Here is a 24,834-nt window from a genome sequence, read left to right on the forward strand (position 1 = left end):
ACACGGGAATCAATACGAGAGCGAGGGTGCGCCGGGCAGCGAGCTGCTGCCCGGCCGGAAGCTAGCGCCGGCGACGCCCAAGCAGCAGTAGCGCGCCGAACAGCCACCAAGGCGCTGCGGCACCACCAGCGCTGGAAAGCGGGCCACCGCCGTTGCTCTGCTGCGGGAAAGTGATCTGCACGGGAATATCTGTTGTGTCACCGCAATCATCTTCCGCGCGCACAATAAACCGATCGGTAAAATGCTTGGTGTTATCCGCGTGCACATAGGTGACCGTCAGTGCAGCCTGATCGAAGATCACCCCCACGCCCTCCACTTGGCGCGTGTAAGGATCACGTGCCGCGAAATTCGGGCGGCCACTGCTTGGCAGCGTCAGGGATACGACCTCGCCGTCGGCGTCCATCAGACCCAGCGCACGCAGATCAATGGTGACTTGGCTACCGGGTTCGATACGACGTGTGACAGGTTCGGCCGGTGCTCGTGGCGGCACGTTGCGTATCGTCACCTTGACCAGGCCGGTCACCGCTGTGCGCGTGCCCTCCCACTGGATTTCGTCATCGGCATCCAGACTGAAATCCTCTGCCTCGATGCTGTAGCGGAAGTGATCCTCCAACGGCAAGGCATCGCATTGCACCTGGCTAGGCTGCCCCGATACCGTATCGAGCCGGTAAACGATCACGCAATCGTCATCCAGATGCTGCGGATCAGGGCCTCGATTCGCCGAACCGTCAGTATTGAGCCCGACGCCACAGAACAGCGTCGGATCATCAATATCGGTTACCGAATACTCGAATTCCACCCCCTCGCGAGAGACCCCGGCAATATCGTCGTAACCCTGAATCATCTCGTCTTCAGGATGGCGTTTGCGCAGCCGCACGAACGCCTCCCCCAAGGTATCCGGCAGATCGGCGTCGTTCTCCACCCGGCTCAGGCTCAGCGTGCCCGGCCGAAAACGGTAGCCATCGCCCGCCACATCGTTATACAACACATCCAGCAACACTGTGCGGGTACGACGATTCTCGTTCGCCGCCACATCTTCGACAGCGGTCGTCAGCTGCAACTCATAGGCACCGCGATCGCACTGTTCGCCGGAGGTGCGGGGCTCGCCACGCAGATCCGTTTCGCGGCAAGCATCGGTATTGCCCGTGCCATTTACTTGCGCAGCCGGATTACCGGCATCAAGGATATCGCTGAAATGCGGGTCGGTGAGCGGCACGTGCGGCAGGAAATAATCTTCGCCGGCAGCCGCCATCAACAACACACCGCCATTGAGCGCGGCACGAATATCCGCCAGCGGCACGCCGGTGCTATTGCCCTCGTCATTGTTGGCGCCCGTCGCCTCACAGGTCACATCAGCGCTCGCAAACAGATTGAATTTGCTGCGATCAAACCGGCGATCACCACTGCTGCACCCTGTCGTCGCACCGGCGTAGATGGAATTGGCCATCGTCCGGCTGCCGGATTGCTGCGGCAACTCCGCACCGAGATCAATCTGGCCGCTGGCACCGGGATTATCCAGAAATGTGCTGTTGATGATCGACACGCTGGTGGCGACATCGGCCAGATCCAGTGCCGCACCACCAGTCGCCGCCGTGTTGTCGATAAAGGTGCTGTTGATCACCCACAGCGTGCCTGATCTGAGGTTGGCGTCAATGGCGCCACCCCGACTCCCGGCGCTGTTGCCTGCAAAGGTACTGCCAAGCACTTCGATATCCCGGCGCTGGGTCTGGGCAAAGGTGCCGATAGCGCCGCCATCTGCGGTGGCTACATTGTCGCGGAAGAAGACATTGCGAAACCGTGCGGTGCTGCTCTCGTCGCGGTTGAACGCCAGAAACACCGCGCCGCCATTGGCAGCCTGATGCTGCTCCAGCACCACGTTCTCCAGCGTCAGGTTTGCCCGCGCCAAAATGGCTCCGCCGTTGTCGGCGCCGGCATTGCCGAGCCGCAGTGTGAGATTGCGCAGCACCAGGTTGCTGTCGGTGCTCAGCAGTCGCCAGGCGCCGGTGCCTTCGATGATGGTCTTGTCCACGCCCTCGCCTTCGATCGCAAGGCCGTTGGCCGCGCCGATCTCAAGCGGCGCCACCAGGGTTATGGTGCCTTCGGGCAGCTTGATCAGATCCTGCCCGGTCTGCCCGTTGATGCAGCCACTGAGGTTTGGCTGTTTGTCGATCCCGCTGTGAATCGCCTCGCGCAGGGTGCATTGCCCGGCCTGATTCAACGGCGGCATGTGATCCTCCGTGGTCGAGACGGTGATTTCCGCTGCCCCTGCCATGCCGGCAGCTGACAACAGCGCCACGCCTGACAACAGGCGCCAGCGCGGCAGCCGTCGCCACAGCCCGGCAGCCACCAGTGTGCCGAGCAAGAAGCCGCTGATACCGCCGAAATCGCTGATGTCGCGGCTGCCGGTCATACCGGATCCGGGGCGGGCAATCACCGCTACCCGAGCGCCCACATCCGCATCACCAAACGTCGCCCCGACAAAGGCATCCTTGTGCACCAGATATTCAAAATAATCGATGCCATCAAAGCGGGCTGCAAAGCGGTAGAGCAGCTTGGGGTAGCCATCCGCATCAATCACCTCCTCGATGGTGATGCCGTTGCGGGTCGAGGGGATGACCACTTGCAGGCAGGGGCCGTTCGTGACGCGCCGGCAATCAATCCCCGAGTCGCCCAGATCATTGGCCACCACATCAAGCTCCAGATCAACACCGCTCACCGCCTCGAAGCTGTCCACCTGCCCTTCGGAGCGCTGGAATTCAAAAGCACCGATGTCGCAGCGATCCGCCCGGTTGTGGCCGCGCTGGTCATTGCCCTCACACACGTATTGCGTGGCAGTAATCGGGCTGCCGGTATCGAACAGGCTGGGCACGCCCGCGTTCTCCGGTATTGCAAACTCGGGCAAATAGCCTGGCAGGGCATCCGGCTCGTCAAGGATGATCGGCTCGCACGGCGAGCCGGCGACGCAGGGGCCGTCGCTATTGCGCAACACTGAAATGTCCGCTGCGTTGGAGAGGTTCACCCCGTTCTGGATATTGCGAAAAGCGGTGTACTCCGGTGGCGACGGCGGGCAGCTCGCGCCGGTCACTGTGTGCCGCAACAGCAGATCGTCAAAGCCGTCGCCTGCGCAGTCCGCCGCCGCATTGCCGACGACGGCACTGTTAGCCAGCAGGTCTTTATCGCTGGCCGCCGCCAGATACACCGCCGCCGTGCCTGCCGGGCCACTATTGTCGGCAATCGTCAGGTTGTTCAGATCCAGGCTCAGCGATGTCTCCAGCTCTTCCACATGCAGCGCTATCCCGCCTGCGCCTGCCGTATTGCCGCGCAAGGTACCGTTGAACAGGCCGATATTTGCGTGCTTGCCCTGCACCAGCGCGGCGCCGCCTTCGGCGCCACTGCTGTTTGCCGCCATGTAGAAGTGGCTCAGCCCGAAGGTGCCGGCAAAATCATCCGCCGTCGCCACGGCACCACCCTGGAGCACCGCCGCGTTACCGATGATCTGAAGATTGCCGCCACTGAAGGAGCCGGATTTAGCCAGATAAACTGCGCCACCAGACGCCGCCTGGCCGTTCTGCAATATCCCGTATTGCATCACCAGCGTGCCTTCGTTGTAGACCAGCCCGCCGTAAGGCTCGGCCAGGTTGCGCACGTCGCCATCGCGGAGGTCGATGCGCGTCAGCGCCAGATGCGCGCTCTCGTGAATGCGGAACACCCGCTGTTCATGGCCGGCTTCGATGATGGCATTGGCTGGCTCGTCATCGTCTTCCTGTGCCGGATCAAGCTGCAAGTACACGCGCGGATTGACCTTGCGCTCATCGATCACCGGCTGGCCATTCTCCAGTACCGGCTCGCCGTCTTCGTCAAGGCGCGGAATCTGCAATGTGACACCGCCCAGCGACAGTTCCTCGGCGAGCACATACACCGCACCCGGTGTCAGCCGCACGGTGTCATTGCCGGTCCCGGCCGGGCAGGCGTTACGCTCTTCCTGGTAATTGATCGCATGAAACGCATCACGCAGAGAACACTCGCCCGACAGCGACGCATCCTGCGTGGTGGTGATGGTGAAAAGAGCTGCTTCTACCCCGGAACCCAAGCACAGCAGCAACCCCATGGTCAGGGGTCGCAACCCGCGATACATCATATTGTTCTCCAGCGGGCGTACCCGCTTAACATTATTTTTATACTGGTGCCGCCGCCTTCAGCCGCCCACACCGGCCCGGTGTGTTGCAGGCTGCAAAGCGCTTTCCTGATATCTTTCGCCCTTGCCGGCGCACGCCTGGCATGCAACATCCAGGCAGAAACACTCGGTCAGGCTGTTCTTGTCTCGGCGCTCGGTCATGGCATGCTGTTGCCTGCCTGATCCGGGCTGTTGCATCTGATCTGATCCTGTTTGACCTACCGGAATGTTAGCCAGCCGGCAATCGCGTCACTGTTGTAAATTTGTTACCCGGGTTTTACCAGCCCAGCGCTTCCTTGACCAGTGGAATGGTCAAGCGGCGCTGCCGGGCCAGCGCATGTTCATCGAGCCGATCCAGCAATGCCAGCAGCGCCGCGGGTGTGCGTGCACCCCGGTGCACGATGAATGCAGCCACCTCACCGCTCAACGCCAGCCCCCGCCGGGCCGCACGGCCCTGGAGCAGCTCCGTCAGATGCTCGTCCGCCAGCGGTTGCAGGCGAAACACCGGCCCCGCCGCCAGGCGGCTGGCCAGATCCGGCAGTACTATCCCGAGCGCTGCCGGAGCCGCATTCGCCGCGAACAGCAGCGCGGCACCCCGATCACGGCAGCGGTTATAAAGATGAAACAATGCTTCTTCCCACTCGTGCTGGCCGGCAAATTGCTCCAGATCATCCAGTGCCAGCAGGTCAAAATGATCGAAATCTTCCAGCAGCGCCGGCGGCAGGGAAACCAGCTCGCGGGCCGGCAGCAGGCAGGCGCGCCGGCCATCGGCCTCGGCTTGCCGCACCGCGCCGGCGAGCAGATGCGTCCGCCCGACGCCAGGAGCGCCATAGCAGTACAGCTGGCCGCCTTCGCCACGCAGCAGCGGCGCAAGCGTCGTCAGCACTGCACCGTTGGGGCCGGCCACGAACGTCTCAAGGCTCAGGCCATCACGCAAACGCAATGCCAGGGGAAGTTGCGCAGTCATCGGCTCACTCTCGCACTCTCTCCCACCCCTCTCCCGCTATACACGGCCGGCCAGTGCTAGCGCTGGCGCCAGCACAGGCGTAGTGCTGGCCCTTCGTCCGTGAGCAGCACACCGGGCTCGCTGGCAACCCTGGCGGCCGCGATTGGTGCATCGCAACGACCCAGCCGGGCGTGCAGCAGCAACAGCCGCTCCAGCTGGCCCGCGCTGCCGGCAAAATCCAGCCGTAACTCGGCGGTGTCGCCAGCCAGCCGCGCCAGCGCCACATCACGCACGCCCGCCTGGCTGGCAACAAACTCGTATAACGCCTGCCAATCCGTGAGGCGGGTAATGCCTGCCACTTGTATTCGCGCCAGCCGGACATCACTGCCCTGCACGGCGTACTGGGCCGCCATGTGATCAGCCAGCGTATCCGCCAGCGCTGCCGCCAGCTCGGTTTCCGAGGCGGCGCTCAACTGGCCTTCGCGCAATACCGCCGCCCCTTGCAGTACACGCCAGCGCAAGCTCGGCTGCCCGGTGGTGTAATACACCACCGTGACCGCAAAGGGGCTGTCGTAACGGCGGGATGCGGCCTGCAAGGATTGATCGAACTGCCCGCGAATATCCGCTGCGCTGATCTGGGCGCGGTCCTGGTCATCCATCAGCGGCAATTGCAGCGGCAGCCCGCGAGCGGCGGCCCGTTGCTGTAATGCGGTAATGAAACCGGCGTCGGTATCGCGCCCGTAAATATCACCCCGATCAGGCGCTGCCCACAGCAGCAGGGCCGGTCGGCCCGCACCCCAGACCGGCGCGCCACTGCGCTCCAGCTGGTTGCTGATGGCGCGCACATCAAAGCGCGCCTGTAAACGAAGCTCCTCGCCCTCGCCGCTGTAGCCGTACTGAGCCAGCCAGGTCTCCGGCTCGGCAAGAATCGCCTCTACTCCCGGCAGCTCGTGCGGCGAGGTGCTGCCGGTGAGCCGCACCATGATCTGCTCCAGCGCGATGCGCAGCGCATCCACGCGCGCCTCGGCACTGCGATCCTCCACCGGGAGGCTGACATCATCCAGTGTGCTGGCCTGCGCAAACGGCGCCATAGAGGCAAGCAGGATCATCACCAGAGCACGACGAAACAGGCGGGGCAGAAGCCAAAGCGGCTGCATGGGTGTGGGCATCAGATAATCCGGGCCGGTTATGAACCTGCGCATTATCCATATTTCTGCAAGGCGGCGCGAACCTGCTCTGCCATCCCGGCGATGACACCAGCGTGCGCAAGCCCTAGAATGTGCGCCCTCGCCCCGCCTGCCTGGAGCCTTACCATGACGGACAACAAGCGCCCCCTGAGTTACCGGGACGCCGGCGTTGATATTGATGCCGGCAATGCCCTGGTGAAACGTATCGGCCCGATCGCCCGACGTACCCGCCGCCCCGAGGTGCTCGGAGGCCTGGGTGGCTTCGGGGCTATTTGCGCCCTGCCGAGCGGTTACCGCGAGCCGGTGCTGGTGGCTGGCACCGATGGTGTCGGCACCAAACTCCGCCTGGCCATGGAGCACGGCCGCCACCGCGGCGTCGGGATAGATCTGGTAGCCATGTGCGTCAACGATCTCATCGTCGGCGGTGCCGAGCCGCTGATGTTTCTGGATTACTACGCCACCGGCAAGCTGGATGTGGACACTGCCACCGAGGTGATCGAAGGCATAGCCGATGGCTGCGAGATGGCCGGCTGTGCACTGGTAGGGGGCGAAACCGCCGAAATGCCGGGCATGTACGAAGGGGAGGATTATGACCTTGCCGGTTTTTGTGTGGGCGTGGTCGAGCGTGATGAAATCCTCGACGGCAGCCGTGTGGCTGCGGGCGATCAGCTTATCGGCGTGGCCGCCTCGGGGCCGCACTCCAACGGTTACTCGCTGATCCGCCGCATTCTTGCTCAGGCAGACTGGAATGAGGACACACAAGTAGGCGAGCAGCGGCTGATCGATGCACTGCTGGAGCCGACCCGTATTTATGTGAAGCCCGTGCTGCAACTGATCCGCGAAAGCACCGTGCATGCGCTGGCACACATTACCGGCGGTGGCCTGCCGGAAAACCTGCCTCGCGTCTTGCCGGCCGGCCTGCGTGCTCGCATCAACAGCGCCAGCTGGGCCTGGCCGCCGGTCTTCAGCTGGCTACAGGAACAGGGCCAGGTGGAAACCGCCGAAATGTACCGCACCTTCAACTGCGGCGTCGGCGTCGTGCTGGTGGTACCGCCTGCTGCGCTGGATCAGGCGCTGGCCTTGCTGGAAGCGGCCGGCGAGCGTGCCTGGCTGCTCGGCGAGGTCGAGGCCCATGACGGCGAGCCGGATGTTGTTTTCGAATGATTGCGCCACCCAGCGGCCAGCCACGGTTGCATCGGCTGGCCATCCTCATCAGCGGTAGCGGGACTAATCTGCAAGCGATCATTGCGGCGCGTGACGCCGGTGTCTTGCCGGTGGAGATTGCCCTGGTAGCCAGCAACCGCCCCACGGCGGGCGGCCTGCAACGCGCTGCCGCAGCCGGGATTGCCACCGCAGTGGTGGATCATCGCGAGTTCGCTACCCGCGAGGATTTCGATCAGGCGCTGATACAACAGATTGACCGTCACCAGCCCGACACCGTCGTGCTGGCGGGCTTCATGCGCATCCTGACGGCTCCGTTTGTGCGCCACTATGCCGGCCGTTTGCTGAATATCCATCCCTCGTTGCTGCCCCGCTATCCGGGCCTGGATACCCACCGCCGTGCTCTGGAAGCAGGCGACAGCGAGCACGGCTGCTCGATTCATTTTGTCACCGATGAGCTGGACGGCGGCCCGTTGATCGCCCGCGCACGGGTGCCGGTCAGCGCGAACGATACCGCCCTCAGCCTGTCTGAACGGGTACAACAGGCAGAACACTGGCTATATCCGCGGGTGCTGGGCTGGCGTGCCAGCGGGCGCCTGCGACTCGACCGAGAAGGGGTATCTCTGGATGGGCAGATTGTTCCTGCGACCGGTATTTGCGTTGCTGCTGGTGACGACGATGGCCTCCCCGAGCTGGGGTGATCGCCAGGTGATCGCACCGTTCTCCCATACCTATAATTTCTCCGGCGCCGGCGTGCCGTTCTCGATCAAGGCGGAGCGCACCTTGCGCGCCCTGCCCGGCACCGATGTGTGGGAAATGCAGATACGCGCCCGCAACCTGCTCGGCGAGATTCGCGAGACCACCCGGTTCCGCTGGGACAGCTGCCTGCCGATCAGCGAATACTATGGCTATTACCGCCGTGGCCTCGGCCGTGTGCGCGAAGCGGCGCTGACACTGGATCAGGCGGCCGGTCAGGCGGTGCTGCATCGTGACGGCGCCCTCTACCGCGAATTTGCCATCACCGACAACACCACCGACATTCTTTCCCAGACGCTGGCTCTCCAGTGCCTGCTGGAAAATGGCCGGCTCGATGATGAGCCCATGACCTTTGATGTGGCCAGCGAACGCCGCCTTGAGCCGATGACCTATGTGGTCACCGGCCGCGAATCACTGCGTACTCCCGCAGGCCGTTTCCAGACCATCCGCCTGGAGCGCCTGCGCGACGATGACAGCGGCCGCCGCACCCTGTTATGGTTTGCGCCGGAATTGGGGCACACTCTGGTAAAGATGATTCAGGATGACGACGGCGACGCCTACGAACTGGTACTGCGCAGCCGTTGATCTTTCACCTTCCTTTCCGGGACACAGGCATGGCTGATCTCAATTGTGTGCGTCTGTTTGCCGCCGCTCTGGCGCTGCTGTGGGCCATACCGGCTGCGGCCGAAACCGCAGCGGCCCAGGAGCAGCACCCGCTGCAGCCGTTCAGCGTCGAATACCGTATCAACGTCAGCCGCATTCCCACCCCTGTGAAGGCCGACATGCGCCTGGAAGCAGGCGAGGATGACACCTACCGCCTGAGCCTGGATATCGATTCGCGCCTGATGCGCAATAGCGAGCTGAGCATTTTCCGGTGGCGAGATTGCGAACCACGCACACTGCACTATCTGCACAGCTTCAAGGGGTTTCGGCGGGAACGGGATTACCAGATGGATTTCTTCTGGGCACCGCCGCCACGCGTGGACGTGGTCACGCATTCCGATGACGAAGAACCCGACACTCGCAGCTACCCGATCACGGAAGAGACACTGGACGAGTTGACGATGCTGCTGACCGCACGCTGCCGCCTCAACGACGAGCAGACCGATTACCAGCTCACCACCGCCTACGGCAAGCGCCATCGCACCCATTTCATTCAGGTGCAGGGGCGGGAAACGCTCAATACCCCGCTGGGCAAGCTGGAAACGATCCGTATCGAAAAGCGCCGCGATCAGGACAGCCGCCGCCGCACCGTTTTCTGGCTGGCACCGGAACTGGATTATCTGCTGGTGCGCGCCCGGCATATCGAATCGCCGGGGCTGTTCGGTGAGCTGCGCATGATTGATTACGAAGGGCCGTTCGATTACCTGAAACAGTAATCAGCAGAGCAGCCGGGCCTGCGTCCCGGCTGTCTTGTTTTCAGGCTCGCGGCAAGGTAACGCCGCGCTGGCCCATATACTTGCCGCCGCGATCCCGATACGAGGTTTCACACACCTCGTCCGATTCCAGGAACAGCATTTGCGCCACGCCTTCATTGGCATAAATCTTCGCCGGCAAGGTGGTGGTGTTGGAAAACTCCAGCGTCACATGCCCTTCCCACTCCGGCTCCAGCGGTGTCACGTTGACGATGATGCCGCAGCGCGCATAGGTGGATTTGCCCAGACAGATGGTGAGCACACTGCGCGGAATGCGGAAATATTCCACCGTGCGCGCCAGCGCAAAGGAGTTCGGCGGAATGATGCAGTAGTCGCCACGGATGTCGACAAAACTGCGCTCGTCGAAATTCTTCGGATCGACGGTCGCCGAATGAATATTGGTGAATACCTTGAACTCATCGGCACAGCGCACATCGTAGCCGTAGCTCGAGGTGCCATAGGAGATGATCCTGTCACCGTTCTCGCCCTGACGCACCAGCTCCGGTGCGAAAGGTTCGATCATGCCTTGCTCGGCCATGCGGCGGATCCAGCGATCGGATTTAATACTCATGCCTTTCCCCTGTGCTATCGGCCCGGCGGGCCCGGCGAACCGCCGCATCATAGACGCTGGCGGCGGCTAAATCATCCTGCGGCAGCTCATTGTGGCGGCGGCGTGTGCGTCATTACCATGCGTGCGAACGCCTGCTGGCCCTGGGGGCGTAGTGACAAACGCCCGGCCAGGCGCCGGGCAGCGGCCATGTATAACGCCGCCTCGGCGCTGTCCGGGCGCGCCAGCACAAGCGGCGTGCCGCTGTCCGCCTGCTCGCGGATACCACTGGCCAGCGGCAGGCTGCCCAGCATCGGCACCTGATACTGCTCGGCCAGCCGCGCACCGCCGCCACTGCCGAACACCGGATCAGCGTGCCCGCACTGGCTGCACACATGCACGGCCATATTCTCGATCAGGCCCAGCACATGAATACCGACCTTGCCAAACATCTCGATGCCCTTGCGCGCATCGCGCAACGCCACCTCCTGCGGTGTGGTGACCACAATCGCACCCGCCACCGGCACGCGCTGCGCCAGCGTCAGCTGAATGTCGCCGGTGCCCGGCGGCATATCCACCACCAGATAGTCCAGCTCACTCCACTTGGTCTGTGTGGCCAGCTGCTGCAACGCGCCACTGGCCTTCGGCCCGCGCCAGACCACCGGCGTCTTTGCGTCCACCAGAAAACCGATCGACATCACTTCGATGCCGTGCGCCTTCGGCGGTAAAAAGAATTTTTCCTGCTCCACACCCGGGCGCGTACCATCCGGCAGGCCGAGCATCAACGGCAGGCTCGGGCCGAACACGTCCGCATCCAGCATGCCCACCTTGGCGCCTTCCGCAGCCAGCGCCAGCGCCAGATTGACGGCGGTGGTGGATTTCCCTACCCCGCCCTTGCCGGAGCTGACCGCGATAACATTTTTCACTCCGGCCAGCGGCGCCATCTGCTGCTGGGTACGATGCGGCAGCACTCGCCATGCCAGATTCAGCTCCAGCCGCCGGCCGTCAAGCAGCGGCTCCAGCGCCTGCGTCACCTGACGGCGATACAACGGCAGCTGAGTCTCGCACGGATAACCGAAACTCAGCGCCACCGTGACGCGCTCATCCGTCACCTGCACCGTCTCCAGCACCGAAGCAGCGAGCAGATCACAACCCAGCGCATCGGGCACTACTGCGGTCAAAGCTTGTCTGATAGCGTAATCTGCGGTGGTCATGACGGGCCTCCTGGGGCGAATGCGCAGGCCATCATAAGCAGCCGCCCAGGCAACGCCAAGGCCACCTGCGGAGACTTTTCCTCGCTGTTTCTGCAAAATGAACTTTCCACAAGAGAGAGACTGCCATGACCACACGCCGATTGACCGGCTCATTGTTTCTTGTCGCACTGCTGGCGGGTGTACTCAGCGCTTGCGGCCCGGAAGGCACGCCGCCGCCTCGCGATACACTCGACGTCTCCGGCACCGGCGAAGTCAAGGCGACGCCGGATCGCTTCCGGGTGCGTGCTGTTTCCAGCCGTACCGGCAGTGATATCAACGCCATGAAACAGGAAGTCGACGCGGAAATCGGTGCTGCTATCAAACTGGCCGACGAACTGGGTATTGCCGACAATCTGGTACGCGCCATGGGCCTGAGCGTCCAGCCGGAATGGCAGTGGCAGCCGGAGCGCAAACTGATCGGCCACCGCGTTACCCGCGATATCGACTTCGCTGTCGATGGCGTGGAAATCTACGCCGAACTACTCGAAGCACTGACCCGGCTCGGCTTCACCGAACTGCATCAGGCCGGCGCCGAGCTGGCTGATCCGGCCTCGCTGGAAGAGCAAGCACTGCGGCAAGCCGTCGACGACGCCCGGCGCAAGGCCGATATCCTCGCGCAGGCCGCAGGGCGCACGCTGGGCGCGGCTATCGCCATCCAGGAACAAGGCAGCAGTATGCCGCAGCCGGTGATGATGGCCATGGATGCTGCCGTACAGCGTGAAAGCAGCGCCTACGCGGCCGGCGAACTGACCGTGCGCCAGCAGGTTCAAGTCCGCTTCTTGCTTGAGTAAAGACCCATGACCAACCTGGGCAGCATCTCCGGCGCGGCACTTGACCAGTATCTGGTCAGCGCCCGAGCTGCCGGGCTGGATATCAGCCCGGCGCTGGCCGCGGCTGGCCTCACGGAAAGCAGCGCCCGGCAACCGGACAGCCGCGTGCCCAGCGCACTGTTCGAGGAACTGCTGGCGCAATTGATCGCGCTTTCCGATGATCCGCTATTCGGCCTGAACACCTCCCAGTTTGTGCAACCCGGCTCGTACAGCGTGATGGGTTATATCGCCATGAGTGCCGCCACGCTCAATGAAGCGCTCTCGAAAGTTGCGCTATATGAAAAACTGGTCGGCGACATGGGAGTCACCGAGGTGCACCCCACCGATCACCTGGTCGAAGTGCGCTGGCTATGTCGCCACACACGCGAGCCGGTGCGCCGCCACCTGATCGAAAACGTATTCGGCTCCTGGGTGCGGTACGGCCGCTGGCTTGCCGATGACGACAGCCTGGCACCCGAACGGGTGCTGTTCGAGCACCCGGCGCCGTGCGCGTCGCTGATCGCCGCCTATGAAGATGTGTTCGGTTGCGAAGTCCGCTTCGATCAGCCCTGCTCGGCCCTGCACGCCGATCCGCGCGTGTTGGACGCCCCGCTGCGCCACCCTGATCCGCAACTGCTTTCCACGCTGGAGGCACATGCCGCCAGCAAACTGCGTCGCCTGGGCATCGATACCAGCCTCACCCACAAAGTGCGTGAGCGGATCCGCGCCTGCCTTGGCGAGCGGCTACCGCGCAAGGAACAGATTGCCGCCGAGCTGGGTCTCAACATGCGCACCCTGCACCGGCGATTGCAGGAAGAAGGCACCACCTGGCAAGCCATCCTTGATGAGCTCCGGCAATCCCTCGCACTACACTACCTCACCACCAGCGAACTGCCACAGGCCATCATCGCCGAGCGGCTGGGATACTCGGATATCCGTTCATTCCAACGCAGTTTTCGCCGTCACAACGGCATGACACCGGGCGAGTATCGCGCCGCCCGGTCCCCGCAAACATGACGCAACGACCGGCAGGAGGCTGGCATGGGCGGCAAGCGGTGCACCGGAGCATACAGCGACGAGGATTACCTGCGGTTCAGCCACCGTCTGTACGCACAGTTACCTCTACTGGCACAGCGGCTGCGTGATCCGGCACTGGATCAGGGGCCGGCCAGCGTCGGCGCCGAGCTTGAGCTCTACCTTACCGATAGCCGGTTCCAGCCGCTGAACCGGAATGATGCCCTGTGCCGGCTCGCCGATGACCCGCTGCTACAGCGGGAACTGAACCGTTTCAATCTGGAATACAACCTGCCACCACGCCCCCTGGCCGGCACGCCCTTTACCGATTACGCCGACCTTGTTCAGCGTAAGCTTCAACAGCTGGGTGAGCTGGCGGCAACCCTGCCGGAGCCGGGCCGCATCCTCGCCATCGGCATCCTGCCGACCCTGACCGCTGCCCATCTGCAAGATTGCATGAGCGACGAACCCCGCTACCACGGCCTGGCGGATGGCCTGCGGCGCATCCGCGGCGAGCCCTTCCAGATTCATATCGAAGGGCCACATGAGCGGCTGGATATCACCAGCGAGGATGTCACGCTGGAAGGCGCCAACACCTCGTGGCAATTTCATCTGCGCGTGCCGGCCAGCGATTTTGCCGACTGGTACAACGCCATCCAGCTGGCCACGCCGCTGGTCGTCGGCTTCAGCAGCAACAGCCCGCTATTGTTTGGCCAGGCACTGTGGGAAGAAACCCGTATCGCACTGTTTCGGCAATCCATCGACAGCCGCTCGCCGCGGCTGCAGCGTTGGCGCCCGCCAGCCCGCGTCGCCTTCGGCGAAGGCTGGTTGCGGGAAGGCGCTTGGGAGCTGTTTGCCAGCGCGGTGGCGCTTTACCCGCCATTATTGCCCGATTGCAGCGACGCGCCCGCCGAAGCGCTTGCCGAACTGCGGCAGCACATGGGCACGGTGTGGCTCTGGAACCGGCCCATCTACGACCCGGCCGACGGCGGCCATCTGCGCATCGAAATGCGCGCCCAGCCAGCCGGCCCCACCGGCCTCGACATGGTTGCCGGCAGCGCGTTTCTGATCGGCCTCGCCAATCACTTGCGGCCGCACATGAAACAGCTCACCACCGCGCTGCCCTTTCGCTACGCCGAATATAATTTTGTCGAAGCAGCACGCCACGGCATGGCCGCGCGGCTGGTGTGGCCTGGTGATCGGCAAGTGCAGCTGGCAGACCGCCCGCTGACGGACATCTTCACACAACTCTTGCCGGCCGCGCACGATGGCCTGCGAGCACTTGGCGTCGATGCCACCGAAGCGGATTTCCTGTGCCAACTGTTGCAGGCGCGAATCGAAAGCCGCCAGACTGGCAGCCGCTGGCTGCGGTCGGGCCTGCAACGGCTGGGCGGCACCGCCAGCGCCGCGCAGGCGCTGTTGCACGCCTACCACCAGCAGCAGGCCAGCGGCCGACCCGTGCATGAATGGGAGCTGCCATAATGGATAATCTCGTGCACCTTCACGATCCGTTTGCCGACCATATTCCGGAACAGGTCGAGCACTGGCTGGCGCGGCTTCCCGGCGCGATCCAGATACGTCTCAACGGTGCCGACGCCGGACGCACGCGTGCGCTCGTCACCCTGCTGCACGGCAACGAGCCTTCAGGATTGCGCGCCGTCCACGCCTGGTTGCGGCAAGGCCGCGAACAGATCGAGACCCAGCTTGCCACCAATCTCGTGCTGATTCTTGCCAACGTGGAAGCCGCCCGCACACCACCGCTTTTCCATCATCGCCAGTTGCCGGGCCTGCGTGATCTCAACCGCTGCTTCCGGGCGCCATGGACAGATGCGCCCGGCCGGCTGGCGCAATCCGTGCTGGCGACCCTGGTGGAATGCGGGCCGGAGGCGGTGGTTGATCTGCACAACACTTCCGGCCGCAGCCCCGCGTTTGCCGTCGCCGCCATCGACGACGCCCGGCACCGCACCCTGGCCGGCATGTTCTGCAATCATCTGATCGTCACCGAACTGCGCATGGGCGCGCTGATGGACAGCGCGGAAACGCTTTTTCCGACTCTCACCGTGGAATGCGGCGGCGCCCACGATCCCGCCGCGCATCAATGTGCAGCGGAGGTACTGCGCCGTTTTGGCAGCCGCCCCAGCCTGTTCAGCCCCCAGCCCGCCACCGGCACCTTGCATGTATTTCACAACCCCGTGCGTGTCGAGCTGGCCCCCGGCGCCAGCGTGAGTTTCAGCACCGAGCAACCGGCCGATGTGATCCTGGATGCCAATGTTCAGGCGCGTAATTTCGGTGTCACCATGCCAGAGGAGCGGCTGGCCAGACTGCGAGACGGGCAAGCCGGGCTGTTGAGCGTGCGCGACCATCGCGGCCGGCCGGTGTTTGGCGAACTGTTCAGGATCAGCGATGGCTACCTGACCCCTCGCTTGCCGCTACGGCTTTTCATGGCCACCGACCGTGCCGATATCGCCCGCAGCGACTGCCTGTTTTATATTGCCCGTGCCCATTGAGCAGGCGTTACGGCGACATCACTGCGCATTCGGCCAGACACAAAACTGTCGGACAATCATCGCACTGCTGCCATAACGGGTATGGCACAGTGCCGCATGGCAACGCGCCAGTGACGCCGGGTGGCGACACGCCACATGGCAAAGCGCCGCATAGCAAAGCGCCAGTATGCATTGCGGCCGCAGCGCCGCGCAGGCCACAACAAGAAAACTGCGCAGGCTGGCAGCCGCCATCAATTTATCAGGGGAGAGGTTCCATGAAGCGTGCCTTGCGGCAGCTTGAACGTGACATTGCACACGCGCCCGATTACGCCACCTGGCGGGAGGCCTCCGCCGAGCACGATCAGCGTTCCGGAGCTGATGCCTGGAAAGAAATCGACCGTTCCCCCTATTACGATTACGAACTGATCCGCAACCGGCTCGGTCAGATCCGCCAGGCACGCGAGCGGGGCAACGTGAGCCAGCTGGTGTTCCATCTGCACGAAGGGCTGCACGGCAACCTGGGCAACCTTTCCAACCCGATGCTGTATCGCTTCACACGCACGGGCACCAAACGCCTGGTCGAACGCTATCTGGCCGAGGTGTGCGATGCGCTGGTCTATCTTTGTGATACTGAGTTGCCGGATTTCCCGCCGGCTGAAAAGCTGGAGTTTTTCCGCACCACCGGGCGAGCCTTCGGCCAGAGCGCACTGATGTTGTCCGGGGGCGCTGCACTCGGGCTGTTTCATATCGGCGTGTGCAAAAGCCTGTGGGAACAAGGCCTCTTGCCCTCGGTCATTTCCGGCTCCAGCGCAGGTGCCATCATCGCCGCTGTGGTCGGCAGCCATGACGATACCGAACTGCTGGCCAAACTACAGCCTGAAAACCTCTACCTGGAAGCCTTTCGTTATATAGGCTGGAAAGGTGTCCTGCGTGGCACTCCGGTACTGGATGGTGATCATCTGGAGACTTGTCTTGAAGAGAATATTCCCGATATGACTTTTGAAGAGGCATATCGAAAGACAGGACGCGAGATCAATATCCCGGTGAGTCCGTACGATCGGCACCAGCACGCCCGGCTGCTCAACTGGCGCACCTCCCCCAACGTGCTCATTCGCAAGGCCACCCTCGCCTCATGCGCGATCCCGGGCATTTATCCGCCAGTGAGTCTGTGGGCCAAGAATCTTGCACAAGAAAAAGTCCCCTATATTCCGGGGCGCAAATTTGTCGACGGGTCGATCAAGGATGACCTGCCTATTCATCGTCTGGCCAGGCTCTATGGCGTCAACCATTCCATTGTCAGCCAGACCAACCCTCATGTGGTGCCGTTTCTGCCCCGTGCCACTGATCGCTCCCGCTCGCTGCCGATCGTGACAGACTGGCTGGTGCGAAACGTCTCCATGAATTTGCGCTACGCCGTCGAGCTGGCGCAAAGCCGGGTGCAATCCAATGACATCGGCCTGATGCTCGACAAGGCCAAATCGGTGCTGTCGCAAAAATATGTAGGTGACATCAATCTGATACCACCCCGGCGGCCGCTGAATATCCTGCGTGTGCTGGCCAACCCCAGCGTCGATGACGTACGGGAATATATCCGGCTCGGAGAGCGCACCAGCTGGCCCAGCCTCGACATGATTCATAACTCGACCTGTATCAGCCGCACCTTCCGCCGGTGCGTGCAGCGTCTGGAGAAACATGAAGCGGAAAGACTCCAGCGCCCGCAACTTGTGGTGCAACAATGACGCACAGTGCCCGGCAAGCATGGAATTTGCCGGACACTGGTTCTACTATGAACCCACCCACGCGCTGCACCTGATGCCCGGCGCGCAGACAGGGAACGCATTCACTGGCGGAGCCAGGCAGTATCCGCCCTCAACGGGTTTCGAGGGCCTCATGGACAGATTACCACCGCAGCACACAGCACAGGCAGCCGAATGTTTGCTCGCCTGAAACGATCTCGGCGGGAAAACCCGCTGGCGTTTCGTCTGATGAGCGCCATCGTGCTGGCCAGCTCCGCGATCACATTGATCGCCGTGCTGCTGTTGCTCGGGCGCGAATATGCCATTGGCGTATCCCGCATGGAGCGCAACCTCGAACAGGTTGAGCTGTCCGCCGTACCCGCCATCACCCGCGCACTCTGGAATTTCGACGAAGCACAGCTGCAAGTGCAGCTGGAGGCAGTGGAGCGGCTGCCGGAAGTCGCCGCGGTGGAAGTCTACTGGCAAGACTGGAACGGCCTCTCCCGCCACGCCGCCAGCCGCCCCGAAACTGGCGCCAGCGATGGCTACACCCGGCGCGATTATTCTCTCGTGCATCGCCGTATCGACGGCAGCCCCGAAGCCATCGGCACACTCACAATCTGGCTCAGCCGCAGCGCCTTGTATCAACAAGTGGCCGAGCACGCTGTCTTCATCGGCCTGTTCCAGACCCTCAAGACATTACTGATCGCGTTGGTAATCATCGCGCTGGTGCGCTACCTCCTGACCCGCCACCTGCGGCAGATCGCCCATTACGCACGCGAACTGAATCTCAACACACTGCACCGCCCGCTGACGCTGGATCGGCAAACTCACGAACGCGACGAGTTGCAGGATATCACCGACGCCATCAACCATATGCGCGACAGCCTGCAACTGGATATCCGCGAGCGCGAGTTGACCGAACAGGCACTGGCGGAAGCACAACAGGATCGGCAGAAACAACAGCAGCAACGCGTGCGTGCTGAAAATGCCAATCAGGCCAAGACCGATTTCCTGGCCACCATGAGCCACGAAATACGCACGCCCATGAACGGCGTGATCGGCATTCTGGATCTGCTCGCCGGTACCGAGCTGGATGAACGCCAGCGCCATTACCTTGCCCTGATGCAGCACTCCAGCGAAAACCTGCTCACCGTGCTCAATGATGTGCTGGATTATTCGCGCATCGAAGCCGATCAACTGCTGCTGGAGCAGATACCGGTCGATCTTCAGCAGCTGGTGGAGGATGCCGTCAGTGCCTTTGCCGGCATCGCCCACCACCAGCAATTGGAACTGATCCTCGATGTCCGCCTGCACGCCCTGCGCCATGTGCGCAGTGACCCGCTGCGGATACGCCAGGTGTTGCTGAATCTGGTCAACAACGCGCTGAAATTCACCCCTGGCGGTTATGTGCTGGTACGCGTGCAGGAAGATGTTGCTGCCGGCTGTGTGGAATTTGCCGTGGAAGATTCCGGTATAGGTATTGCCGAGCCGCATCTGGCCACGATCTTTCAGCCGTTCACTCAGGCCGAGCAGAGCACCAGCCGCCGTTACGGCGGCAGCGGGCTGGGCCTGGCCCTGTGCCAGCGCCTGGTGGAGGCCATGCAAGGCCGCATCGTTGCACACAGCGCACCGGACAGCGGCTCCTGCTTCGGCTTCACCTTGCCGCTGACACAGCTACCCGACGGCGCCGCCGATATCGCCCCCACCGAAGGCCAGGCGCTGGTGCTGTGCCAGCAGCCGTTGCTGGAACAGGCCCTGCTCGGCATGCTGCGCCACATGGGTCTACAAGCCGGCAGCGCCGGCTGCCCCTTGCATCTGGCCATGGCCGACCGCTACCGGCATATCCTGATCGATGCACCCGTCTTCGATCAGCTCAGCGCGGCGCAGCGCGCCGATCTGAACCGCTGGCGCGACCGGGTCTGTGTGCTGGTGCCGCTGGATCGTCGCGAACCGGATTTTCTCACGCTTGCCAAACCCGTTACTGCCACCGCGCTGTGCCAATTGCTCCGGCAACAACTGACGCGCACGGCAGCGCCTGACTTACGGACACAGGACCACACCCGCTTTGACCATCTCAATGTGCTGATCGCAGAAGACAATGCCGTCAACCGGGAGGTGATTCGTGCGATTCTCGCCACCCTGCGCATCAACCCGGTGATGTGCGAAAACGGCGAGGAGGCCGTGGCCGCATATTACGCCGCCGGCGGCGCCTTTGATCTGGTGCTGATGGATTGCGAAATGCCGGTGCGCGATGGCTTCGCCGCCACCGAAGAAATTCGTGCAATCGAAGCCCAGGCCGGCTTGCCAGCGGTGCCCGTTGTGGCACTGACAGCGCACGTGCTGGAGCCCGAGCGGCAGCGGATGCAAGAGGCCGGCATGTCGCACTTTCTCAGCAAGCCGGTGCGCAAGGATGCCGTACTTGATCTGCTGGCGGAACTGGGCATGGCCAAAAGCCTGCATCTGACATCGCTTCCGTCACAACATGGAGAGTAACCATCACCCATCGCTGACCGCGGCCTGCCATCATCTGCTTTCGCTTGCCACCGGAATCTGCAATCGTGCAATCAGCCCGCCTCCTTCACGGGGCGCAAGGCTGAACCCGCCACCGAAATGCTCGGCGATGGCACGCACAATGGAAATACCCAGGCCCGAGCCGTTTTCGCGGCCAGGCCTGTGATCCCCGCGCCAGAAACGACGTCCGGCCTGAGCCAGCTGCTCCTCCGCCAGGCCAGGCCCGCGGTCGGCAATATCGATGGTGAATTGCGCTGCCGAAGTATCGCACTGTAGCGTGACCACTACCGGGCTGCCGGGCGGGCTGTAGCGCAACGCATTATCGACAAGATTGCGTACCGCGGATTCCAGCATCGAACGCGGCACAAGCGATGGTGCATCCGCGTGGCTGACAAGCCTGACACGATGTTGATCAGTAGAGGGCAGGCGCCGTATCACCTCCTCAACGACAGCCCCCACCGATGCCGCGGTATCGCCGTCCGCCACCGCCGCCTCGGCACGCGCCAGCAACATCATCTGATCCAGCGTGCGCGACAGACGGCGTACCGCCTCCTCAGCCTGTTGCAATGACGCTTCTCTACCTGCCTTGTCCGTAGTCAGGCGTAGCACCTGAAGATGTGTATCCACCGCTGTCAGCGGCGTACGCAGCTCGTGGGCGGCAGCATCCGTGAAAGCCCGCTGCGAGGCGAGCGCCCCCGCCAGCCGGGCCAGCAAATCGTTCATCGCGCCCAGCACGGGCTGTAATTCCGGCGGGGTGCGTTCAAGCGTGATCGGGCGGGTGTCGTTTTCGCCTCTTTCTTTCAGAACGCGGCGTAGCGCGCCCAGCGGCGCGAGGCCACGTGCGATACCCGTCCACAACGCCAGCAGCCCACCGATACTGGCGATCAGAAATGGCACCCCGGTGGCGCTTCGCATCTGGCGCAGCAGCGCCTGTCGTTCGTCAACACGATCCGCAGTGGTAATCTGGTAATCACCGTCACGCAGGGTAAAGGTGCGCCATCGCTGCCCATCATGCTCCAGCAAGGCGTAGCCACTGCGGTCGGCGCCGAACACCGCCGCCGGTGCCCCGTCTGTCTGCGCCAGCACTTCACCACGCATCGAGCGAACCTGACAGGCGATGCCTTCGGCGGTGCCCACCCGCACTGCTGCATCCGGCCCGCCCTCCGGGATCGACACCGACGGTAACATCGACCGTTGCAACAAGCCGCTCACCATCCGCGCTGACATCGCCAGACGCTGATCCAGCGTCTGCTCCAGACGCACCTGAGCACCGGCCACCATCCAGGCAGCCGCCAGCAGCCAGAGCGCGGCCAGCGCCGCGCCGGTAATCAGCACCGTACGAAGCCGCAGGCTCACGGTGCCACCTTCCAGCCAAGGCGATAACCCAGACCGCGTGCGGTCTGAATCGACTGACTGCCAAGCTTGCGGCGAATATTATGGATATGCACGTTTAGCGCGTTGCCGGTGAACTCTTCACCAAAACCGTACAAGCGGTCACGCAGGACATCTGCCGGCAGCCACCGATCACTGCTGCCGGCAAGATAAGTGAGCAGTTCGATTTCCCTTCGCGACAACGCCACTGGTTCGCCATCCATGAAAGCCTGACCGCTTTCCGGCTCCAGCCGCAACGGGCCCGCCGTGATCACCTGTACTGCACGCCCCTGTGCTCGTCTTGCCAGAACGTGTAGCCGGGCTGCCAGTTCACGCAGATCAAACGGCTTCGTCATGTAATCATCCGCGCCTCCGCGCAGGCCATCCAGCCTGTGCTCAACTGCATCCCGGGCGGTGAGAATCAGCACCGGCAAGGTGTGCTCGTTGACACGCAGGGTCTCCAGCAACGTCAGCCCGTCGCGATCCGGCAAGCCAAGGTCGAGCACTACTGCGTCAAAAATGTTATCGACGCAGGCTGCCTCGGCAGTTTCTGCGTTCGTCGCGTGATGCGCGGTGATGCCATGCGCTTTCAAGCCCGCAACGATACCCGTGGCAATCAGAGTGTCATCTTCCACCAACAACACTTGCACGGTGCACCTCACTGATTAGCGAATCCCATCAGCAGGCATGGTAGCCAGCACGTCCGGTTTCGTCACTTAACTCTCGGTTAATCCGGGGATGCCAGAGTCAGGTTCGATCTGAACAGGGGACCGATACGTGCTGCTGAGACTAAAGCTGATCGCATTGCTGGCGCTGGGAATGAGCGCCACCATCTTCGGACCTGCGCACGGCTTCGGGTGGCAGAGCGACGAGCCGCTACTGGAAGCCTCGCAAGTATTGAATATTGACAATTTTCGCGAACGTAACGGCACAGCTGTTCTGACAGTCAGAATAGCCGAAGGTTACTACCTCTACCGAAGCTCACTGAGCGTGGCGAATCGCGAGGGCAATGATGTCGCGTTACAACTACCGGACGGCGTTTTGCGCCACGATGAGTTCTTCGGCGAAACCGAAGTATATCCGGGCGGCTTGCTATCAATACAGTTCCCCAGCGAAGCGCAAGCGCCGCTGACATTACACTGGCAAGGCTGCGCAGAAGCTGGTTTGTGCTATCCCCCACAGACACTCCCTCTACCAGACGCGGCGGGTAGCAACACTGCTTCGCGGCCCCAGCCCACTGGCCATATCACACAGCCGAAGGCCATCGCACCGGAGACCAGCACAGCACCAGCAACGCCAGCCTTGGCTGCGGATCAGCGCGCCGCCGAGCGACTCAACCACTCCAGCCCGGCGATGGCGGCACTGGTTTTTTTCGGGCTTGGCCTGCTGCTGGCATTTACACCTTGCACGCTGCCGATGATCCCGATCATTTCGTCGATGATCATAGGCACTCAAGCGCCTCCCCGGCGCGCACTGGCGCTGTCGTTTGCCTATGTACTGGCCATGGCGGCGACCTATGCCGTGCTGGGTGTGGCTGCCGGCCTGATCGGCACCAATCTGCAAGCGGCAATGCAATCGCCCTGGTTACTCAGTGTATTTGCTGCGCTGTTCGCAGTGCTCGCCGCGTCTTTGTTCGGGTTGTTTGAACTCCAACTCCCCGCTGCATTGACCAACAGGCTGCATTCCACCGGACAAGGATATAGCGGCGGTAGCCTTGCTGGTGCGGCTGCGCTAGGGCTGCTGTCGGCATTGCTCGTCGGACCATGCATGACCGCCCCACTGGCAGGTGCGCTGCTTTACATCGGCCAGACCGGCAGCGCCGTCACGGGTGGCACTGCGCTGTTTGCCCTGGGGCTGGGCATGGGGCTGCCGCTGTTAGCGATTGCCGTCTTCGGCGCACATCTGTTGCCACGCCCCGGCCCCTGGATGGAGCGCATACGCATTGCCTTCGGGTTCATGATGATCGGCATGGCGGTGATGATGTTGACCCGCTTCCTGGCGCCCGGCGTGAGCCTGCTGCTCTGGGGCAGCTGGGGCCTGTCGATGGCATTTGGCTTGCTGGCATTGGCACAAGCTATCCAAACCCGCCAACGCCTAGTGTGGCCATTACGATTCGGCGCTGCACTGGCGGCTTTCTGGAGCACCTTGCTTTTGCTTGGCGCCGCTTCCGGTGGGACATCGGTATCCCAGCCACTCGGGCACCTGCGCCTGACAGAGGCGACACCGGCTGCAGCGGCAACAGTCGACTACGTCAGCGTCAAGACCATCGCCGACGTGGATGCGCAAATCGCCGCGGCGAGGGAACGGGGAGAATGGGTCATGATTGATTTTTATGCCGATTGGTGTGTCAGCTGCCACATCATCGAACGCGAGGTACTGCAACATCCTGAGATCGCTCCTCGCCTTGCCGCCATGCAGGTGTTGCGACCCGATGTCACCCGCAACGATGCCGCCGACCGGGCGTTAATGAAACATTGGCAAGTGCTTGGCCCGCCAACCATCATACTGATCGCACCGGATGGCAACGAGCGTCGGGCGCAGCGCGTGGTGGGTGAAGTGACCGCCGCCGATTTCATCGATCGGCTGGACGCGGTGAACGCGCCATGATCGGCATCGGGCCTTTTTCCCTGCAGACAGTGGTGTTCGCTTTCGCTGCATTCGTCACCTGGCTGGTGGCGCGTTTGCTCGCTCGCCGGTTGCCCGGCTCCGCCAGCAAAACCGCCGGCGCCTTGATCATTGATGCCTTGTTCGTCGGCCTGGTTGCAGCGCGCATTACCTTCATTCTGGTCTGGTGGAACGATTACGCCGCTCGCCCTCTTTCCATGCTGGCATTCGGCGACGGCGGCTTTCACGGCCTGGCCGGTGTGCTCGCCGCCAGCGCCTGGCTTTGGCTGAAAACCCGACAGCGGCGGCCGCTTCGTCTATCGCTGTACGGCGGCATGGCCGGCGGTCTGTTGGTGTGGGGCGCGGTGCAGCTGCTGCCCCTCCTGCTACAGCACGCGGCCATGACATTGCCAGCCGTGCAGTTGAGCACGCTGGATAACGAGCAGCCGGTCGATCTCGTGGATTTCACCGGCCAGCCGGTGGTGCTGAATCTGTGGGCCACATGGTGCCCGCCATGCCGCCGCGAGATGCCGGTGCTGATGCAGGCGCAGACGGAATACCCTGATATCGCTTTCGTGCTGGTCAATCAGGGCGAAAATGCAACGCAAATTCATTCATTTCTCAATGCAGAAGGCTTGTCCTTCAAGCATCTGCTGATGGACCCGTTCTCCAGCACCATGCGCGAGACCGGTTCCCGTGGGCTACCCACAACCCTGTTCTTCGATGAAAACGGGCGGATGGTGGCCTCCCATGTCGGCGAACTTACCACGCCCGCGCTGAAAAATACGCTACACCGATATTTTCCGCGAAGCCCTCAATCAGCTTCGCGCCAGACAAATGCCACTACGGAACAGGAGTAAT

19 protein-coding genes are annotated in these 24,834 nt (G+C 62.8%); 12 read left to right on the forward strand and 7 right to left on the reverse strand.

What is annotated here, in order from left to right:
• Positions 1 to 61: 61 nt before the first annotated feature.
• The 3 genes from MU846_RS07560 to MU846_RS07570 form a co-directional block, all read right to left on the reverse strand.
• Entirely contained in the window at positions 62 to 4,138 is a 4,077-nt protein-coding gene (locus tag MU846_RS07560; protein ID WP_246951278.1) for a choice-of-anchor Q domain-containing protein, read from the reverse strand.
• A gap of 313 nt (positions 4,139 to 4,451) precedes the next feature.
• A complete protein-coding gene (gene hda, locus MU846_RS07565; protein ID WP_246951280.1) occupies positions 4,452 to 5,141 on the reverse strand; it encodes a DnaA regulatory inactivator Hda in 690 nt (229 codons plus the stop codon).
• 56 nt (positions 5,142 to 5,197) lie between these two features.
• Positions 5,198 to 6,322 (reverse strand): DUF2066 domain-containing protein, encoded by a 1,125-nt coding sequence (locus MU846_RS07570; protein WP_246951282.1) that lies wholly within the window; start codon positions 6,320 to 6,322, stop codon positions 5,198 to 5,200.
• A 111-nt stretch (positions 6,323 to 6,433) separates the two neighbouring features.
• On the opposite strand from MU846_RS07570, the gene purM reads away from it, so the two are divergent.
• The 4 genes from purM to MU846_RS07590 are packed head-to-tail and all read left to right on the forward strand — an operon-like array spanning position 6,434 to position 9,603.
• Positions 6,434 to 7,471, forward strand: a complete 1,038-nt coding sequence (gene purM / locus MU846_RS07575) for a phosphoribosylformylglycinamidine cyclo-ligase (RefSeq protein WP_246951285.1) — start codon at positions 6,434 to 6,436, stop codon at positions 7,469 to 7,471.
• The gene (gene purN / locus MU846_RS07580) at positions 7,468 to 8,169 is read left to right on the forward strand and encodes a phosphoribosylglycinamide formyltransferase (protein WP_246951287.1); all 702 of its coding nucleotides are present in this window, start codon (positions 7,468 to 7,470) and stop codon (positions 8,167 to 8,169) included. The genes purM and purN overlap by 4 nt, the downstream gene beginning before the upstream one ends.
• Positions 8,096 to 8,809 (forward strand): DUF3108 domain-containing protein, encoded by a 714-nt coding sequence (locus MU846_RS07585; RefSeq protein WP_246951289.1) that lies wholly within the window; start codon positions 8,096 to 8,098, stop codon positions 8,807 to 8,809. Before purN ends, MU846_RS07585 begins: the two co-directional genes overlap by 74 nt.
• A 29-nt stretch (positions 8,810 to 8,838) precedes the next feature.
• A complete protein-coding gene (locus tag MU846_RS07590; RefSeq protein ID WP_246951291.1) occupies positions 8,839 to 9,603 on the forward strand; it encodes a DUF3108 domain-containing protein in 765 nt (254 codons plus the stop codon).
• 40 nt (positions 9,604 to 9,643) lie between these two features.
• On the opposite strand, the gene dcd is transcribed toward MU846_RS07590, so the two are convergent.
• Both dcd and apbC read right to left on the reverse strand, forming a co-directional pair.
• Positions 9,644 to 10,210: a dCTP deaminase gene (gene dcd / locus MU846_RS07595; protein ID WP_246951292.1), complete on the reverse strand. Its 567-nt coding sequence runs from the start codon at positions 10,208 to 10,210 to the stop codon at positions 9,644 to 9,646.
• A gap of 86 nt (positions 10,211 to 10,296) precedes the next feature.
• Complete coding sequence (apbC, locus tag MU846_RS07600; RefSeq protein WP_246951294.1) at positions 10,297 to 11,400, reverse strand: iron-sulfur cluster carrier protein ApbC; 1,104 nt, start codon at positions 11,398 to 11,400, stop codon at positions 10,297 to 10,299.
• Between the two features lie 125 nt (positions 11,401 to 11,525).
• Here apbC and MU846_RS07605 point away from each other — a divergent pair, with 125 nt between their 5' ends.
• The 6 genes from MU846_RS07605 to MU846_RS07630 all read left to right on the forward strand — a co-directional run bounded on the left by MU846_RS07605 (position 11,526) and on the right by MU846_RS07630 (position 19,980).
• Complete coding sequence (locus MU846_RS07605) at positions 11,526 to 12,230, forward strand: SIMPL domain-containing protein (RefSeq protein WP_246951296.1); 705 nt, start codon at positions 11,526 to 11,528, stop codon at positions 12,228 to 12,230.
• A gap of 6 nt (positions 12,231 to 12,236) precedes the next feature.
• A complete protein-coding gene (locus tag MU846_RS07610) occupies positions 12,237 to 13,265 on the forward strand; it encodes an AraC family transcriptional regulator (protein WP_246951298.1) in 1,029 nt (342 codons plus the stop codon).
• A gap of 24 nt (positions 13,266 to 13,289) precedes the next feature.
• Positions 13,290 to 14,744, forward strand: coding sequence for a glutamate-cysteine ligase family protein (locus MU846_RS07615; protein WP_246951300.1), 1,455 nt, complete (start codon positions 13,290 to 13,292; stop codon positions 14,742 to 14,744).
• Positions 14,744 to 15,769, forward strand: a complete 1,026-nt coding sequence (locus MU846_RS07620; RefSeq protein WP_246951302.1) for a M14 family metallopeptidase — start codon at positions 14,744 to 14,746, stop codon at positions 15,767 to 15,769. Before MU846_RS07615 ends, MU846_RS07620 begins: the two co-directional genes overlap by 1 nt.
• A gap of 254 nt (positions 15,770 to 16,023) precedes the next feature.
• Positions 16,024 to 17,487, forward strand: coding sequence for a DUF3336 domain-containing protein (locus MU846_RS07625; protein ID WP_246951304.1), 1,464 nt, complete (start codon positions 16,024 to 16,026; stop codon positions 17,485 to 17,487).
• Between the two features lie 192 nt (positions 17,488 to 17,679).
• A complete protein-coding gene (locus MU846_RS07630) occupies positions 17,680 to 19,980 on the forward strand; it encodes a hybrid sensor histidine kinase/response regulator (protein WP_246951307.1) in 2,301 nt (766 codons plus the stop codon).
• 30 nt (positions 19,981 to 20,010) lie between these two features.
• Here the strand turns inward: MU846_RS07630 and MU846_RS07635 are convergent, their stop codons facing one another.
• Together MU846_RS07635 and MU846_RS07640 are read right to left on the reverse strand one after the other, a co-directional pair.
• Complete coding sequence (locus tag MU846_RS07635) at positions 20,011 to 21,354, reverse strand: ATP-binding protein (protein WP_246951309.1); 1,344 nt, start codon at positions 21,352 to 21,354, stop codon at positions 20,011 to 20,013.
• Positions 21,351 to 22,019, reverse strand: coding sequence for a response regulator (locus MU846_RS07640; RefSeq protein WP_246951311.1), 669 nt, complete (start codon positions 22,017 to 22,019; stop codon positions 21,351 to 21,353). Before MU846_RS07640 ends, MU846_RS07635 begins: the two co-directional genes overlap by 4 nt.
• A gap of 127 nt (positions 22,020 to 22,146) precedes the next feature.
• On the opposite strand from MU846_RS07640, the gene dsbD reads away from it, so the two are divergent.
• Both dsbD and MU846_RS07650 read left to right on the forward strand, forming a co-directional pair.
• On the forward strand, positions 22,147 to 23,976 hold the full coding sequence (gene dsbD, locus MU846_RS07645) for a protein-disulfide reductase DsbD (RefSeq protein ID WP_246951313.1): 1,830 nt from the start codon (positions 22,147 to 22,149) through the stop codon (positions 23,974 to 23,976).
• Positions 23,973 to 24,833 (forward strand): TlpA disulfide reductase family protein, encoded by an 861-nt coding sequence (locus tag MU846_RS07650; protein ID WP_246951315.1) that lies wholly within the window; start codon positions 23,973 to 23,975, stop codon positions 24,831 to 24,833. The genes dsbD and MU846_RS07650 overlap by 4 nt, the downstream gene beginning before the upstream one ends.
• Position 24,834 lies beyond the last annotated feature (1 nt).

This window comes from Alcanivorax quisquiliarum, from assembly GCF_023051175.1.
GTDB classification, from domain to species: domain Bacteria; phylum Pseudomonadota; class Gammaproteobacteria; order Pseudomonadales; family Alcanivoracaceae; genus Isoalcanivorax; species Isoalcanivorax quisquiliarum.

What these genes read in the sequence shown, in the direction of transcription:
- MU846_RS07625 (WP_246951304.1), top strand. Translation starts at nt 16,024, where the DNA reads ATGAAGCGTGCCTTGCGGCAGCTTGAACGTGACATTGCACACGCGCCC.
- MU846_RS07650 (WP_246951315.1), top strand. Translation starts at nt 23,973, where the DNA reads ATGATCGGCATCGGGCCTTTTTCCCTGCAGACAGTGGTGTTCGCTTTC.
- MU846_RS07560 (WP_246951278.1), bottom strand. Translation starts at nt 4,138, where the DNA reads ATGATGTATCGCGGGTTGCGACCCCTGACCATGGGGTTGCTGCTGTGC.
- hda (WP_246951280.1), bottom strand. Translation starts at nt 5,141, where the DNA reads ATGACTGCGCAACTTCCCCTGGCATTGCGTTTGCGTGATGGCCTGAGC.
- MU846_RS07585 (WP_246951289.1), top strand. Translation starts at nt 8,096, where the DNA reads ATGGGCAGATTGTTCCTGCGACCGGTATTTGCGTTGCTGCTGGTGACG.
- MU846_RS07590 (WP_246951291.1), top strand. Translation starts at nt 8,839, where the DNA reads ATGGCTGATCTCAATTGTGTGCGTCTGTTTGCCGCCGCTCTGGCGCTG.
- MU846_RS07605 (WP_246951296.1), top strand. Translation starts at nt 11,526, where the DNA reads ATGACCACACGCCGATTGACCGGCTCATTGTTTCTTGTCGCACTGCTG.
- dcd (WP_246951292.1), bottom strand. Translation starts at nt 10,210, where the DNA reads ATGAGTATTAAATCCGATCGCTGGATCCGCCGCATGGCCGAGCAAGGC.
- MU846_RS07615 (WP_246951300.1), top strand. Translation starts at nt 13,290, where the DNA reads ATGGGCGGCAAGCGGTGCACCGGAGCATACAGCGACGAGGATTACCTG.
- MU846_RS07630 (WP_246951307.1), top strand. Translation starts at nt 17,680, where the DNA reads ATGTTTGCTCGCCTGAAACGATCTCGGCGGGAAAACCCGCTGGCGTTT.
- purM (WP_246951285.1), top strand. Translation starts at nt 6,434, where the DNA reads ATGACGGACAACAAGCGCCCCCTGAGTTACCGGGACGCCGGCGTTGAT.
- MU846_RS07610 (WP_246951298.1), top strand. Translation starts at nt 12,237, where the DNA reads ATGACCAACCTGGGCAGCATCTCCGGCGCGGCACTTGACCAGTATCTG.
- MU846_RS07620 (WP_246951302.1), top strand. Translation starts at nt 14,744, where the DNA reads ATGGATAATCTCGTGCACCTTCACGATCCGTTTGCCGACCATATTCCG.
- purN (WP_246951287.1), top strand. Translation starts at nt 7,468, where the DNA reads ATGATTGCGCCACCCAGCGGCCAGCCACGGTTGCATCGGCTGGCCATC.
- MU846_RS07570 (WP_246951282.1), bottom strand. Translation starts at nt 6,322, where the DNA reads ATGCGCAGGTTCATAACCGGCCCGGATTATCTGATGCCCACACCCATG.
- apbC (WP_246951294.1), bottom strand. Translation starts at nt 11,400, where the DNA reads ATGACCACCGCAGATTACGCTATCAGACAAGCTTTGACCGCAGTAGTG.